Origin of the sequence: Colwellia sp. C2M11, from assembly GCF_018860915.1 — a bacterium.
GTDB lineage: Bacteria > Pseudomonadota > Gammaproteobacteria > Enterobacterales > Alteromonadaceae > Colwellia.
Genome location: NZ_JAHKQD010000044.1, coordinates 125,274 through 140,691, shown reverse-complemented (window position 1 = coordinate 140,691; position 15,418 = coordinate 125,274). Strand labels below are relative to the sequence as shown.

Annotated in this window: 10 protein-coding genes and 1 tRNA gene; 2 read left to right on the top strand and 9 right to left on the bottom strand. The window is 34.6% G+C overall.

The annotated features are described in order from the left end of the window. Nucleotides 1–26 precede the first annotated feature (26 nt). Both KO509_RS12465 and KO509_RS12460 read left to right on the top strand, forming a co-directional pair. The gene (locus KO509_RS12465) at nucleotides 27–245 is read left to right on the top strand and encodes an EF-hand domain-containing protein (RefSeq protein ID WP_159818065.1); all 219 of its coding nucleotides are present in this window, start codon (nucleotides 27–29) and stop codon (nucleotides 243–245) included. 151 nt (nucleotides 246–396) lie between these two features. Beyond that, nucleotides 397–1,059 carry a hemolysin III family protein gene (locus tag KO509_RS12460; protein ID WP_215973598.1) on the top strand — a complete coding sequence of 221 codons (663 nt, stop codon included), beginning with the start codon at nucleotides 397–399 and terminating at the stop codon, nucleotides 1,057–1,059. 24 nt (nucleotides 1,060–1,083) lie between these two features. Here KO509_RS12460 and KO509_RS12455 read toward each other — a convergent pair whose 3' ends face one another. The 9 genes from KO509_RS12455 to KO509_RS12415 form a co-directional block, all read right to left on the bottom strand. Beyond that, nucleotides 1,084–3,207, bottom strand: coding sequence for an EAL domain-containing protein (locus KO509_RS12455; protein ID WP_215973597.1), 2,124 nt, complete (start codon nucleotides 3,205–3,207; stop codon nucleotides 1,084–1,086). Continuing rightward, on the bottom strand, nucleotides 3,204–3,782 hold the full coding sequence (locus tag KO509_RS12450) for a chemotaxis protein CheB (protein WP_215973596.1): 579 nt from the start codon (nucleotides 3,780–3,782) through the stop codon (nucleotides 3,204–3,206). Before KO509_RS12450 ends, KO509_RS12455 begins: the two co-directional genes overlap by 4 nt. A 17-nt stretch (nucleotides 3,783–3,799) precedes the next feature. Further along, nucleotides 3,800–4,633, bottom strand: coding sequence for a CheR family methyltransferase (locus tag KO509_RS12445; protein ID WP_215973595.1), 834 nt, complete (start codon nucleotides 4,631–4,633; stop codon nucleotides 3,800–3,802). A 15-nt stretch (nucleotides 4,634–4,648) separates the two neighbouring features. Then, complete coding sequence (locus KO509_RS18300) at nucleotides 4,649–9,550, bottom strand: response regulator (protein WP_215973594.1); 4,902 nt, start codon at nucleotides 9,548–9,550, stop codon at nucleotides 4,649–4,651. A gap of 434 nt (nucleotides 9,551–9,984) precedes the next feature. Continuing rightward, nucleotides 9,985–11,172 (bottom strand): amino acid aminotransferase, encoded by a 1,188-nt coding sequence (locus tag KO509_RS12435; protein WP_215973593.1) that lies wholly within the window; start codon nucleotides 11,170–11,172, stop codon nucleotides 9,985–9,987. Nucleotides 11,173–11,417: 245 nt separating this feature from the next. Then, nucleotides 11,418–11,493: transfer RNA gene (locus KO509_RS12430), tRNA-Phe, on the bottom strand. A 111-nt stretch (nucleotides 11,494–11,604) separates the two neighbouring features. Next, a complete protein-coding gene (locus tag KO509_RS12425) occupies nucleotides 11,605–11,925 on the bottom strand; it encodes a DUF1289 domain-containing protein (protein WP_215973592.1) in 321 nt (106 codons plus the stop codon). Nucleotides 11,926–11,976: 51 nt separating this feature from the next. Continuing rightward, nucleotides 11,977–13,533 (bottom strand): SulP family inorganic anion transporter, encoded by a 1,557-nt coding sequence (locus KO509_RS12420; protein ID WP_215973591.1) that lies wholly within the window; start codon nucleotides 13,531–13,533, stop codon nucleotides 11,977–11,979. Nucleotides 13,534–13,755: 222 nt separating this feature from the next. Then, entirely contained in the window at nucleotides 13,756–15,306 is a 1,551-nt protein-coding gene (locus KO509_RS12415) for an ATP-binding protein (RefSeq protein ID WP_215973590.1), read from the bottom strand. Nucleotides 15,307–15,418 lie beyond the last annotated feature (112 nt).

The window sequence follows — 15,418 nt, the reverse complement described above, 5'->3', positions numbered from 1 at the left end:
TCCCTCTAATTACCTAAGGACCCCCCATGGAATTAAATCAATGGGTAGATGAGTTATTTGAAGTATTTGATGAAGATAAAGATGGTGTAATTAGCCGCTCTGAATTCGTTGAACTTATTGATGTGTTATTACAAGACAAGGGCATTCGTATGTGTGAGTCTATTTTTAATCGCTTTGATAAAAATCATAGTAATTCTATCTCTAAAGATGAATTAAAAGAAATGGTTATAGAATTAGCTCTGTAATTGTATTTGTAACTCCTTTCATACCTTAGCTCTCAAAAAGAGAGCTAAATATTTCTTTGCATACTTATTTGTATAGCGCTACCAACTTTTAGTTTCAAAATAGTTAATCTCATAATAATTTAAGCTGCAAGGCTAATAAAAAGGTAGAGTTATGACCAGTAAAGTATCTCACTATAGTAAAAATGAAGAGCTAGCTAATACCATAAGCCATGGCTTGGGTGCCTTACTTAGTCTTGTCGCATTATTTTTATTACTAAATAACTCGGTTACTAATACATCAGTAAGTTATTCTATTAGTAATCATACTATGCGCATTATCAGTTTTAGTATTTATGGTACAAGCTTGTTTGCACTTTTTTGTGCTTCAACGTTTTACCATGGTGTTACAAATGAGCGTTCAAAAAAGTTATTTAAACTGCTCGATCATTGCGCTATATATTTACTTATAGCGGGGACTTATACACCACTATTATTACTAAGTATGAAAGGTACTTTAGGTTATAGTTTAATGGCCGTTATCTGGTTTATTGCGTTAGGAGGGATATTCTTCAAAATTAAATTTGGTGATAAATATAAAAAAACATCGCTAGTTACCTATCTTGGTATGGGATTTATATCTTTTACTATCATAGAGAAGTTATACAATATTCTTCCTAGCAATGCCGTTAATTTATTAGCAATAGGTGGTCTGGTTTATGTACTAGGTGTTTTTTTCTATGTTCAAAAAAAGATTCTTTTTAACCATGCTATTTGGCACTTATTTGTTTTAGGCGGTGCAACTTGTCATTTTCTAATGATTTATTGGTATATTTAACCTGTCTACACCTGCATAAGCACATTAGGTAGCCCTATTTTTATACCTTTTTAACCAATCAATAAATTCATTAGCTGGAATAGGCTTACTGTAGATAAAGCCTTGAGCGACATCACAACCATTATTCAATAAATAATCAAGCTGATTCGATGTCTCTACTCCTTCTGCAATAACTTTCATTTTCAATGTATGAGCTAACTCTATTATTGATTTAAATATTTTTGCATCTACAGCATCATTGGCGACATTCTTAATAAAAAGACGATCTATTTTCAAGAACTCTGCAGAAATCTGCTTTAAATTGAGCATTGACGAAAAGCCTGTACCAAAATTATCGACAACTAACGTGATCCCTTTTTCCCTCAATTTATCAAATATATCATTACTGTTTTGCGCCCCTTCAAACATGGCCATCTCTGGGATCTCTAACTCAAGAATATCAGCGCCTGAGTCTAATTCCAAAATAGTACTCTCTATCATGTCAATGAAATCACAATAATGTACCTGTTTCACGGATAAATTTACGGCTATTTTAATATCTAAAATACCATGTTGGCTCCAAAAATTAATTTGTTTTGCTGCCAACTTAAAAATTAATTTCCCCATAGGGATAATAAGTCCCATTTCCTCAGCCAAAGGAATAAAATCTGCTGGTAGGAGCAAACCTTTATCTGGGTGATTCCAGCGAACGAGAGCTTCAGCACCAATAACTTGATTCGTCTTAAGATCGACTTGCGGTTGGTAATAGAGCTCTAACTGCTCCTCTTCAATCGCCTTTGCTAATTGCTTTTCTTCCGTTATCCTCAAATGAATTGATTCATCCATCTTTTGATTATAAAAATGATAACCATTGCGACCGTTTTCTTTTGACTCATACAAAGCGATATCTGCACACTTAATGATTTTTTCTTGATTTTTGCCATCATCAGGAAAAACAGCAACCCCTATACTACCTGCTGTGTGTACTGTATGACCATCAAGTTGAAAAGGTTGAGCTAATGATTGCAAACAACGCTCTGTTAGGGTGTTAATTGTTAACCCACTTTGTGTTTCAAGTGCAATAATCGCAAATTCATCCCCGCCTAATCGGGCCACAGTATCAGTATCCCTAACACAACCAAGTAAACGTTTCGCAACTTCTATTAATAATAAATCACCAATAGGGTGACCCAAGGTATCGTTAATATCTTTGAAATGATCAAGATCAATCATTATTAAATTAACTTTTGTTTTCAACCTTGTCGCGGTAGCAAAAGCGATATCTAAACGATCATTAAATAAATAGCGATTAGGTAGTTGGGTTAATGCATCATACTGCGCCATAAACTGCACCGCACGCTCTGACTCTTTTCGGTCGGTAATATCTTGTATTGCGCCAACAAATGAAATGGACTTATCTTTCATCGCGTTGATAATGATGTTGGCTGTACGAAGCTCTTCTTCATTGCCAACAAACCTAAATTCAAAGGTAATTTCTTTTCTAGGATGTTTAAGAATTTTACTAAATGCAAGCAAAGCTCCTTCCCTATCGTCTTCATGAATTTTTTTCATAAATTCATTAATTGGAATTTCTTGCTCTGCTAAATACTCAGTAATATTCAGTATTTCTAACGCTTGATCTGATAAAATAACATATTTAAGATCTAAGCTAAGTTTCCATCCTCCAATACTAGCGATCTTATTGGTTCTACGTAATTCTTCGGTACGCTCTTGTACTAATAATTCAAGATTCTCACTGAGCGATTTTAACTCAGAACTCTGATTATATAACTCTAAAAACACATTAACTTTAGAGATAAGAATATGATCTTCAATCGGTTTTTGAATATAATCTACCGCACCTGACCGATAACCTTTTAAACGATGCACTTCATCTTTATAAGCAGCCGTTACAAAAATAATAGGAATGGTATTCGTACCCAAGGTAGAGCCTAATATTTCAGCAGTTTCATAGCCATCCATTTCAGGCATATGTGCATCTAATAAAATAAGCGCAAAATCATGCTCTAGTGTTAACTGTAACGCTTCTGCACCTGAACTTGCTTTGATCACCTCGGCCTTTACTTTTTTCAAGAGTAATTTTAAAGCAACTAAGTTCGCAGGTGTATCGTCTACAATAAGTATCTTAGGTGTACTATCAACATTCATATAGGTTTCCAATTCGTTAATTCTAACAACTTAGCTGAAATATCTTGTAGAGGGATAATATGATCAGCGTAACCTGCGTTTATAACACTTTCAGGCATTGATTTAGCTTCAGCCGTTTCTGGTGCTTGTACTATAACTAAACCACCATTATTTTTAACCATCCTAGCACCTTCCGTGCCATCTGAGTTTGCACCGGTTAAAATAATAGAAATTAAGTTTTCTCGATAATATTCAGCAGCTGTTTCAAAAGATACGTCTATAGAAGGACGAGAGAAACAAACTTTAGGATCCACATTTAAAGCAAACTTACCATTATCATCAATTAATAAATGATAGTTAGGCGGCGCGGTATAAACATGATGAGCTTTAGGTAAAACTTTCTCTTCTGCATCTATAACGCTTAACTCAGTATTGTTATCTAAAACGGTTGATAACATGCTAATTGCATTAGGAGATAAATGCGATACGACAATAATAGGCAGTGGAAATTCCTTAGGTATTCCTGATAATATTTTGCAAAGCGCGTTAACACCGCCGGTTGAGCACCCGATAATAACAGCAATATAAGAAGTCATTTCAAAATCCTTTTCGTTCAACCTATGGTTGGTAATAACTTATGATAAATTTTATTTACTTTCGATATTGTGGTGAATTGTTCTTTTTGCTTAAAAGCACGTAAGGACTCTTTCGTACCTAAACACAGAAATCCACTACGCACTAAACTTTGATAAAATAGAGCAATAGATCGATCTTGTAATGTTTCATTAAAATAAATCATAACATTCCTACACAAGATTAATTGCATTTCACCAAAAACACTATCCGCTGCCAAGTTATGTTCATTGAAAACAATATGTTCCAAAATACAGTCCGCCAACTTTGCACGAGAATATCGAGAATGATAATAATCAGAAAAAGAGGCTTTCCCTCCCATTGCTTGATAGTTTCTCGTATAATCAGGAACACGCTCTAAAGCAAAAATACCACTTTTAGCAATATCTAAATTTTTTTTATTTATATCCGTTGCATAAATAGTAGAGCGTTGTAATAGCCCTTCTTCATGTAGCAATATCGCTAATGAAAAAACTTCTTCACCTGTTGCACAACCAGCGATCCATATATTAAGTCGTGGATAGGATTTCAGCGCCGGTAATACATAGGTTCGTAAATCTCTAAAAAAGTCAGGATCTCGAAACATTTCAGTAACAGTTACCGAAAAATGATCAATCACTTCCTTTAAAAAATCATCTTCATGTAAAACTTTATGAATCATATCGCTAATAAATTCAACTTTACTATTATTTTTTAATAAGCGTAAACGTCGTTTTAAAGAGGCATGAGTGTAATCTTGATAATCGTAACCATATCGAAGTTTAACCGCCTGAAGGAACAATTGAATTTCAATATCTTCAATACTAGTAGCCATCCTTTACTCCTATAGTTATAGCCAAGCTCTCATCATTGATAATAATTTATCCATATTAATAGGTTTAGATAGATAATCACTAGCTCCTGAGACCATACTAGCCTCACGATCGCCTTTCATCGTTTTTGCAGTAACCATTAATATAGGCATATCAGCATACTTCTCTTTACTACGAATAATTTTTGTTGCTTCATTCCCGTCCATGCCAGGCATCATAGAGTCCATTAACACAATATCAACCTGAGGATTTTGTTCTAACATTGTTAAGCTTTGCGCGCCGTCTTTTGACATCAGTACTTTCATGCCTTTATCACTTAACGCTCTTGATAATGCAAAAGTATTTCTCATATCATCATCAACAACGAGTACTGTTTTACCTTCAAGCGCAGTTTCATAAGCAGGGTTTGCATCGGTATTATAATTTGGATACTTATCAAGTGCATGTTCAGAAGAGGCTTTCCCTTGATTTTCTTTAACACTATCTAAAAACAACATAACTTCGTCTTGTAACCTTTCGACAAAACTACCGTCTTTTAATATTAAGCTATCCGTAAATTGTCTTAACACTCTCACTTCTTCATCAGATAAATCTTTCGATGAATAAATAACAACTTGCGGCATTGGCTCTTCAGACAAAGCATTAATTTTTTCTAGTAATTCTGTACCATTAATATCAGGTAAATTAAGTTCTAAAATAATACAATCAATATTATGCTTTTGTAATTGTGTTAAGGCCTCTTCCCCTGTGGCTGCCTCAAAAACCTCTATCCCTTCTTTTGTCTGAAATTGCTCACACGCAAAACTCCGTGTTTCAGGCTCACTATCAATAATTAATACGCTTTGTAATTCATTATTACAATTAATTGAAAAACCATGAATTGCTTCATCTATTTGCTCTCGGGTAACCGGCTTAGTAAAGTAATTTGCTCCACCTATGGCTTGTGCTCTTAGTGCGGCATTAGAAGCTGACATAAAGTGAACAGGTATGTCGTGTGTTTTAGCAATAGCATTTAATTGTTTATACACTTCAATACCATCCATTTGAGGCAACTCGACATCAAGTACAATCCCCATAGGTTGTAATAACTTAGCCAAGCATAAAGCGTCATATGGATTGCCGGTCGCAATTGCTTTAAAGCCTTGCTTATTTATCCGTTTAACTAATATTTGCGCAAAATGAATATCATCTTCTACCACCAAGACAACTTGATCATTTTCTGTTAAATTTTCACGATCATCGTCAATAAACAGATCGATATCGGCTAATAATCGATTATCTTCATCTAATTCAACCTTAGTTTCACTCTGTACATCAGGTTGTATGTTATCATCATTTAATGGAATATTAACGTTATCTAGTGATACCTTATCTTGAGTATTAATAAGCTCTTTTTCATTCTGCTGTTCTTCAGTAATTAAATGTCTAGGTAAAATAAGGCTAAACACACTGCCTTTACCTTTTTCACTTTCAACAAAAATAACTCCATTAAGTAATTCCGCAAACTTTTTAGAGATTGAAAGACCTAAGCCTGTACCTCCATATTCTCGACTAGTTGAGCCGTCTTCTTGACGGAACGGTTCAAAAATACTTTGTAAATGTTCATTATTAATACCAATACCGGTATCAATAATGGCAAATTGCACTGGCTCAGTTATATCTTCATCGATATTATTAGGCAGAGACTCTGGAATTTTTATTGATAAAGTGACACTACCTTCTTTAGTAAACTTAATAGCATTAGCGATCAAGTTATCTAATATTTGTACGATTTTATCTACATCTGATGTGATTGATTCGGGTAGGTTTTCATCTAATGTTACATTAAAATCAAGCTTCTTTTCTGCCGCTACATGTTTAAAAGAGCGCTTAATACTATGACTAAGTTCATCTAATATGATCGCATTACTATGAATATACATTTGTCCTGCTTCAACTTTAGACAAATCTAAAATTTCATTAATTCGATGCAATAAAGATGTACCACTTTCATGGATAATTTCAGCAGCTTCGACATTATCTTCATTAAGATCACCATCATCATTTTCTGCTAATGATTTAGACAAAATCAATAAACTATTTAATGGTGTTCTTAATTCATGAGACATATTGGCAAGAAACTCAGATTTATAGCGACTCGATTGTCTGATTTCTTCTGTTTTCTGTTGATTTTCAGCTAATGCTTTTTCTAACGCTTTTTGCTGCGCTTGAATTTCTTTATTATGCTCAGATAGTGTTTGGTTAATTTTACGTTGTTTTAATTGTGCACGTTCTAATTGTAGTGTTTTCTCTTCTAAGCCTCGACTATTTTCAACGAGCTCTTCGTTAATAACTCTCAACTCTTCTTCTGATACTCTTAACTCTTCTTCGGAAGCTCTTAACCCTTCTTCAGATAATTGCAATTGCTCAGCTTGACGTTTGGTTTCTTCTAATAATGTTTTCGCATTAATAACTTGGTTGAGTTTCTCTAAACTGAGTGCAATCACAGGTATGATTTCTTCGAGCAACTCATGATTTAGTTGCGATAAAGAATCAAAACTTGCTATTTCAATAACGCCTAGTAAGTTATTTCGATAAATAACAGGTAACACGATTAATGTTGCGGGTTGCGAATCACCTAATGCAGAGGACACGGTAATAAAATCTTCAGGTACAGGAGATAAAATTATATTTTGCTGCTCAAAGGCTGATTGCCCAATAATGCCTTCCCTTAATTTGAAGCTTGTTTGAATACTTTCCTTCTGAACAAAGCTATAGCTAGCTTCTATTTGTAAAAGCTCTGCTTCAGGTTTATAAAGATAGAACACGCCAACCGCTCCGTTTATTAATGGCGTTAATTGATCAATAACCTCTCGACAAAAATCATCCAAGGTGTCAGATTGTTGAGCTTTTTCCGAAATACGTGCAATTTGTGTTTTTTTCCAGTTTTCATCTTCGGTTTTCAAGGCTGATTGCTGAAATATGCTAGCAGCTTTAGTTAAGTGCCCAATTTCTCCTGCTTGATTCGATTCTTCTATATTAATAACAGATCCACCAGATGCAATTTTTGTCATCGCTTCAGTAATATTCTTTAATGGCTCTGTAATTGATTTTTCAGTTTTTTTACCAATAAAGAACGCCGTACCCAACCCAGTTAATAGCAATAACCATTGTATTGCATTCAGTTGAGCCACTGAATAAGCATTATCTTTTGCGATCATCGCAAGCTGTACTCGTTCACTTTTGGCTAACCCCCCATCACGTCTCCCTTCTTCATTTCGCTCACCGGCAAGTAACCCGAGTATTTTCTCTGTAAGTGGCATAACTTCAGTGGCAAGTAAATAATTAGTCATATTCCAACGTTCAGAGCGACGAATATCAAACATTTGTTCAGGTAATGGAGTAAAAATTTCACGTGAGGCTGTTAGCTTTTCAAAGGCACTTAGCTGCTCTGGTAACATTAAATATTGAAGCTTTTTGAGCATAGTAAACTCTTCAGTATTACTATGCCATTGCGTTTGAAACAATTGATAATGCTCTTCTTGCCCCGTAATAAGAAATGACTGTAATTCATCAAAAGTTGAACTTAATGTATTCCTAAAATCAGACATAGTACCCAGTAATCGAGCACGATCTTGCAATGTAGCAGATTGAAGTTTTATCGCTTCCTCTGGATCACGTAATGAATTGGCAATTGACTCATCAATAAAGGCCAATGCTTTTAGTGCCGGCTGGTCGTCAATACGAGCACTTCTATCTATCGCTCTTGCATCTGCTCCACTTAAAACGAGTTTTTCTGCATTGATTAATAAGATACGATAGGATTTTACGACTCTTTCTAAGTCTTGTAGTGCTGAACGTTCACTTGAGGTTAAATTTTGCAAGCGATATAAGTTAATCACTTTCACTACTTCATCTAAAGCAATCTCAGCTTGATTTTTTCTACTAGCCGTTTTACGAAGTAAATAGTTTTTATAGTGATGAATAAATCCATTATATCCTAATAAAACACGCATTTTTGAGGCTATTTGCTGTTTACCTGAAGTTGCAGAAGCATTTACATTATCAAGAAAAGTTAAAGCTTCAATAGCGGTACTATCATCAACTTTTACTTCATTATCCGTTATTTCTGGTGTATTACCTTCATTTTCAACAACTTTAATAAGCATACTATTTTCAGAATAATGAGTAATAACTTGGCTAATAATATCAACCGCAAGCAGCTCTTCATCACTCATTGGATACTTTATATATTCATCTAAAAGCGCGCGTGATTTGTTAATGGACTCTTCAAAAGCTTGGTGAGACTTATCATTACCGCGCAATACATAGTTTTTAAAATTATGTATCATCCCCCCGTAACCCATCGAAGCACGAAGTGCTGTTAATATGGATATTTTTTGTACGCTATCAGGGACATGATTTTTTTCAGAATCAATCATAAGTGATATAAAACGAAACATGTCTGATTTAATTGGGTTAGCTTGCTCAATTAGAATTTTATTAGCAGGCTTTTCTTCCAAGGTATGACCGATATCTTCAACCTTTTGCTGTATCTGTTTGAATTTTTCTAAATATAGCTTTACTTCGCTCCACTTCTCAATACTTTCTTGTGACTCCCATTTAGTTGACAAAGAATCTATTTTTATCGTTGTTAAATCAATAACTTCCCAAGTATTATTTCTATCTTTTTTGAACCTTTCATTACCGGTAATTAACCAACCACCAAGAGAAGCCAACGAGCTATTAATCCCCGTTAGCATGAAAGAACTCTTTTCTGTTGAGGGCATTCTTTCTTCAACAATTTCTTTCGTTGTTTTATTTATAATATTCGTCAGGATTAACGTTGTGCATACAGCCGCAAATAAAATGGCACTAATAGCAGAAAAGCCAAAAATTAAATTTTGCTTAATCGTCATACGGTTATTAGCTTTGGTCACAAAAATTTCTCTTTAAATGATTATTTAGGAATAGTAAGTAATAAGGATAAGTTTTTACTGTTATATTACACTAAGTCTATTGTGTTATTTCAATCTCAAAAAATTTATTCAACTTGTAATTATCAGTAATAAATCAACTTTTATACTAAAGTTGCTAGAAGAAACCTTCATGCTTTGATTTTAGAGTATGTTATAAACACTATTCTGTCTAGGCAGTGTCTTTGATCATACAGAATACTTTCACATACAAGGCAATAATTAAGAAAAGTTATTTAACTATTAATGGTAGCATAATCAAATCACTTTACTGTTTGTTGGCTTTATACTTAGCTAAAATTATTATCCCTCAGAATATGGACAATAAAAAGCCTGTCGTTAATAGAATAACGACAGGCTTTTCTTTTAATGCTACAAGACATACTGAAATTATTTAATTACAGTACTTTAGCGATAGATTGTGTTAAATAATTCACATTATCAGGTGAAATTCCCGCAAGACTAATACGGCTTGAGCCAACAATATAAATACTGTATTCATCTTGTAAACGTTGTACTTGCTCTTTATCAATACCTAAAAATGAAAACATACCATTTTGTGTGGTAATAAAACTAAAATCACGAGTTACGCCATTAGCAGCTAATTGATCAACGAGTAATTGACGCATGCCGTTAATACGATCACGCATTTCTTTTAGCTCGCCATGCCACTGAGTCGTTAGCTCTGCGGAGCTTAAAATTGTTTCTACAATAGCAGCACCATGTGCAGGTGGCATAGAATAATTCACACGTACCACAGAAAGTAACACCGAGTTGATAATGTCAGCTGCAATTGCACTTTTACCAATGATAGAACAAGCCCCAATACGCTCACGATACAAGCCAAAGTTTTTCGAACATGAACTACAGATAATCATTTGCTCAACGGTATCAGCCATCAATCTTAAACCGAAAGCATCTGCGTCTAAGTCTTGACCAAAGCCTTGATAAGCCATATCCACAACTGGCATAAAGCCAACTTGTTTAGCTACCTCTGCCACTTGTTGCCATTGTTCTTGATTTAAGTCCATACCGCTAGGATTGTGGCAGCATGCATGTAATAACACAGCATCATCTTTAGATACTTGTTTTAATGCTTCAAGCATACCGTCAAAATCTAACGTTTTATTTTCATAATCGTAATAAGGATATGTTTTAACTGTTAAACCTGCTGCAGTAAAAACACCTTGATGGTTTGCCCAAGTAGGGTTACTTACCCAAATAGTAGCACCAGGAGTACAAGATTTGATAAATTCGCCTGCGGTACGCAAGGCGCCAGTACCGCCAGGTGTTGATACAGTGCGAATTCTATTTTCACTAATAACTTTATGATCACCCAGCATAAGTGAAGTCATTTTTTCATTAAATAATGCAGATCCGGCAGAGCCTAAGTAAGCCTTGCTTTTTTCATTTTCTAAACGAAATTTTTCAGCTGCTTTTACACAAGATAAAACGGGAGTATGGCCATTTTCATCTTTATAAATACCCGCGCCAAGATCGATTTTGTTGGCATTGGCATCTGCTTTAAATTTGACAGATAAACCTAGGATAGGGTCTGGTGGTAACTGCTTTAACTGCGAAAACATAAGATTAATACCTTTCTAATTACAATGGTTAATTATTTAAAATGACAATATAAATAATTATACCTCAAGCTATTTGAATAATCATGCACTAATATTGAATATAAATATTTATATTTGTTTAATAAAAATATATCGTTGATGAATTAGAATTGAGAGGTTATTTTGAAGAGGTATTCTACGATAAAGCGACAAAGATAATAGTACTTGTTTTACTGTGTTATAGTAATTGAGTATAAACTATAGAATGGTGCCCCGACCCGGATTTGAACCAGGGACACGAGGATTTTCAATCCTCTGCTCTACCAACTGAGCTATCGGGGCATTATAGATAAACTTTTCAGCAACTAGGTGCTTCAAAGAACGCGTATAATAGCTATAATTATATAAGCTAGCAACCGTTTTCTTCTTCCTTTTCACTAGGAAGCCTAAAAGCTATAGTTCAAAATCGCCAAAATCTAACGCTTTGTCATCAGATAAAGTTATTTTTTTAGGTTCATCTAACAATGAAGGCTGCTCTACCTGCTGCTCTGGTAAAGTTTTAGCTACTTCAATAGCTTTCGGATTTTCTTTATTTTTTTGACGCTTTTTACGCTGAATACAGCGTTTGATTACTTTTTGTTTTGTATCGTTATCAAGATGAACCCATTCTTTTCTTTCTTCACGCGTACGCATGCAGCCAAGGCAATAGCCCTTTTCATTCGATTGACATACTTCCACACAAGGACTTGGAATATCAAAGAACTCTAGCTGCATTTTTGTTAAACCTTATATAAGAAGACCTTATAACATCAAAAAAGAATCCTTCTAGCCTAGCTTATCTGTTGCTATATGATATTCAGGATCTTCAATCACATTTACTTCAACTAAGTCTCCTGCTTTTTCTAATAACACCTGGCACTCTTGACTTAAATGTTTTAAATGCAATTTTTTACCTTTAGCAAGATAACGTTCAGCTAAAGTATCAATAGCCTCTATTGCCGAATGATCAGCAACACGAGAGCGTTTGAATTCAATCACAACATCATCACTGTCCTTTTCAACATCAAATTGCTCCAAAAAGGTCGAAACAGAACCAAAGAAAATAGGACCAATCACTTCATAAACAGTTGAACCTTGTTCATCAGTATTACGATTAACTTTTATTCGTTTAGCATGTTCCCAAGCAAAAACTAATGCAGAAACAATAACACCTACTACCACAGCTATTGCTAAATCAGTAGCAACGGTAACACCAGATACCAGTACGATAACAAAAGCATCAGCTTTAGGTACTTTTTTCAATATACGGAAGCTTGACCATTCAAAAGTACCAATAACAACAATAAACATAACCCCAACTAACGCAGCTAACGGGATCATTTCAATTAAACCTGAAGCAAATAAAATAAAGCCAAGTAATGCAATAGCCGCAGTTATACCAGAAGCTCGGCCTCTACCACCAGAATTTACATTGATCATAGATTGCCCAATCATGGCACACCCCCCCATACCACCAAAGAAACCAGTTACCGTGTTAGCAGCTCCTTGAGCAACACACTCTTTATTACCTTGACCACGAGTTCCAGTTAGCTCATCAATAAGTGTTAAGGTTAATAGCGATTCAATTAAACCAATAGCGGCAAGTACCAGTGCAAAAGGTAAGATAATTTTTAAGGTTTCAAGATTAAAAGGTACATTCGGAATAGAAAATTGTGGCAAACCACCAGCAATAGAAGCCGTTGGGTCGTTAGTCATATCACGTAAAAAATCCACCACTGTACGGGTATCTAGCCCTAAACTCTGTACTAATACAGTAACAACAACAATAGCTACCAGTGATGAAGGTATTGCCCTAGTTAATTTAGGTAAAAAATGGATAATCGCCATTGTTAATAAGATTAACCCTGCCATTATCATCATTGGAGTGCCTTGAAGCCACTCTAATTCGCCTGCACTATTAGTAACTTTAAATTGGCCAAGTTGTGCTAAGAAAATAACAATCGCTAAACCATTAACAAATCCCAACATTACAGGGTGCGGTACCAAGCGAATAAACTTACCTAATTTAAATAGTCCGGCCAGTATTTGCAGCAACCCGGTTAAGACAACCGTAGCAAAAAGGTATTCAACCCCATGAATAGCCACTAAACTAACCATAACAACAGCCATAGCACCTGTTGCCCCTGAAATCATTCCTGGTCGGCCACCGAATATAGCAGTAATTAAGCCAACCATAAAAGCAGCATATAGTCCAACTAAAGGCTCTACACCGGCAACAAAAGCAAAAGCGACAGCTTCTGGCACCAAAGCTAAAGCGACGGTTAAGCCCGACAAAACATCATTTCTCAGGTTTGACACTTTACTGGTATGTAATTCAAACATTTTTATCTCATTGGTTATATTGAATACGTTGGTATAAACGTATTCATGAAGTTAAGAACAGCGAAGACACCTAAAGCTAACAAGCTTAGATATATACAGAGTTTCAGTTAGATTTAAGGCGCGAGAATACTATAGATCTAATGTGAAAAAGTCAATATATGCTTGTTTTTAGAACGATATTAGCTCCGCTACATAGCATGTATTATTTATAAGTTAAATAGCCTAGTCTTTAACTGGTACTTTTACCTTAAAGCTACTACCTTGCTCGGTTTCAAGTAGTTTAATTGTTCCACCTAATTTAGTATTAACCAAATTAAAAACAATATTCAAGCCTAAACCAGAGCCACCTTGTCCACGCTTTGTTGTAACAAATGGATCAAATATACGCTTTTCAAGTGCATCAGGCACACCCTTACCATTATCACTATAAAGCAATGTTAAATAACCATTATTTTTAGTGAATTCTATTGAGATTTCCCCTTCAATTCGCTCTTCAAACCCGTGGATATGAGAGTTCATTAGGAAGTTCGTTAATATTTGATTCCAAGCACTCGGGTAAGTTATTAAGCTAATGTCTTTATCGACCTCAATATTAATAGTATATTTTTTCTGTTTAAAGAGTGTTTTAACCGTGTTTACTACATCGTAAACATGTTGAGATAAATTAATATTAACTTCAGGATCCGTATGCTGTTCAACAGCAACCGATTTAAAACTTCGAATAAGCTCCACTGATTTATTTAAACTACGCTCAATTATTTGCTCGTATTCCATCAATAAGCTTAATGTTTCGGTAAGAAATGATTTCGTTAACTCCTGTGACTCAATGGCTTCTTGCAGAGCTTCAACTTTTTCTTTTAATGCGGTGATTGATGTAACACAAATCCCTAGAGGTGTATTTACTTCATGAGCAACACCCGCCACTAACTGACCAAGAGATGCCATTTTCTCAGATTGTACTAATTGATCTTGTGCTAATGTTAAATTGTCGAAAGAACTTTGTAATTGTTGATTACTTTGCTCTAATTTAGCCGTTCTATCATGAACTTTAACTTCTAATTCACCATTTAACGCTAGCAAAGCGTTTTCCGCATCTTCCAGCTTAAATATTTCATCCTTCAGCTTAATGCGCATACTATTTATCGCACGTACCAAATAATCTAACTCATCTTCTTTTTGTGGCCTATTAGACAGAACTAACTCTTTATCTAAATTATAACTAGCAAGTTCTTGAGTATAGTGAGTAATTTGAACTAAGTGTCTAACAACGATTTTATTGACGATAATAATAATAATAAAAGTTAAAATGAATATCTTAATAAACTCAGCTGCTAATATAAATCCAGCTTGTTGCCATAATCGATGGTAAATATCTTGATAAGTGCCGTAAACTTGTAAGGTCCCTACGTGTTTACCTTCAAATTTTATTGGATATTCAACAAACTTTTTAACCGTGAAACTACCATCACCATATTCATATAAATAATCAAAATCATTTTTAACCACAACTAAGCCGATATCGGGTAAATCAACAATACCCTGTACTTGTTGTGCGACTAAAGGCTCATTAAAATCCCACAAACTAGTAGCGATAGATGGTATATAACTTTTTTCTATATTTTTAAAGCGCTGTTCTAATAGCTCTACGTCATATTGGAAAGAGGAATAAAGTTGAACAATCGTTGAAAATACAGAAACAAGCGTACTGCATAATAAAATATAAACTAATAACCGCTTGGTAAGTTTGTCATTGATTTTTACTGCTTTATTCATTAATGCTGCTCATTGACATTATTTTTCATCCATAAACCTTAATTTAAGGTGTGTTAATGATAAAAGTCAATGTAAACAATTATAAATAATAAGGCGAAAATAAAATAATCAC

Bases quoted from the DNA above. Each gene is read 5' to 3' on its own strand.
- KO509_RS12420 (WP_215973591.1), bottom strand. From the start codon at position 13,533: ATGTTTGAATTACATACCAGTAAAGTGTCAAACCTGAGAAATGATGTT.
- KO509_RS12465 (WP_159818065.1), top strand. From the start codon at position 27: ATGGAATTAAATCAATGGGTAGATGAGTTATTTGAAGTATTTGATGAA.
- KO509_RS12435 (WP_215973593.1), bottom strand. From the start codon at position 11,172: ATGTTTTCGCAGTTAAAGCAGTTACCACCAGACCCTATCCTAGGTTTA.
- KO509_RS12425 (WP_215973592.1), bottom strand. From the start codon at position 11,925: ATGCAGCTAGAGTTCTTTGATATTCCAAGTCCTTGTGTGGAAGTATGT.
- KO509_RS12450 (WP_215973596.1), bottom strand. From the start codon at position 3,782: ATGACTTCTTATATTGCTGTTATTATCGGGTGCTCAACCGGCGGTGTT.
- KO509_RS12415 (WP_215973590.1), bottom strand. From the start codon at position 15,306: ATGAATAAAGCAGTAAAAATCAATGACAAACTTACCAAGCGGTTATTA.
- KO509_RS12455 (WP_215973597.1), bottom strand. From the start codon at position 3,207: ATGAATGTTGATAGTACACCTAAGATACTTATTGTAGACGATACACCT.
- KO509_RS12445 (WP_215973595.1), bottom strand. From the start codon at position 4,633: ATGGCTACTAGTATTGAAGATATTGAAATTCAATTGTTCCTTCAGGCG.
- KO509_RS12460 (WP_215973598.1), top strand. From the start codon at position 397: ATGACCAGTAAAGTATCTCACTATAGTAAAAATGAAGAGCTAGCTAAT.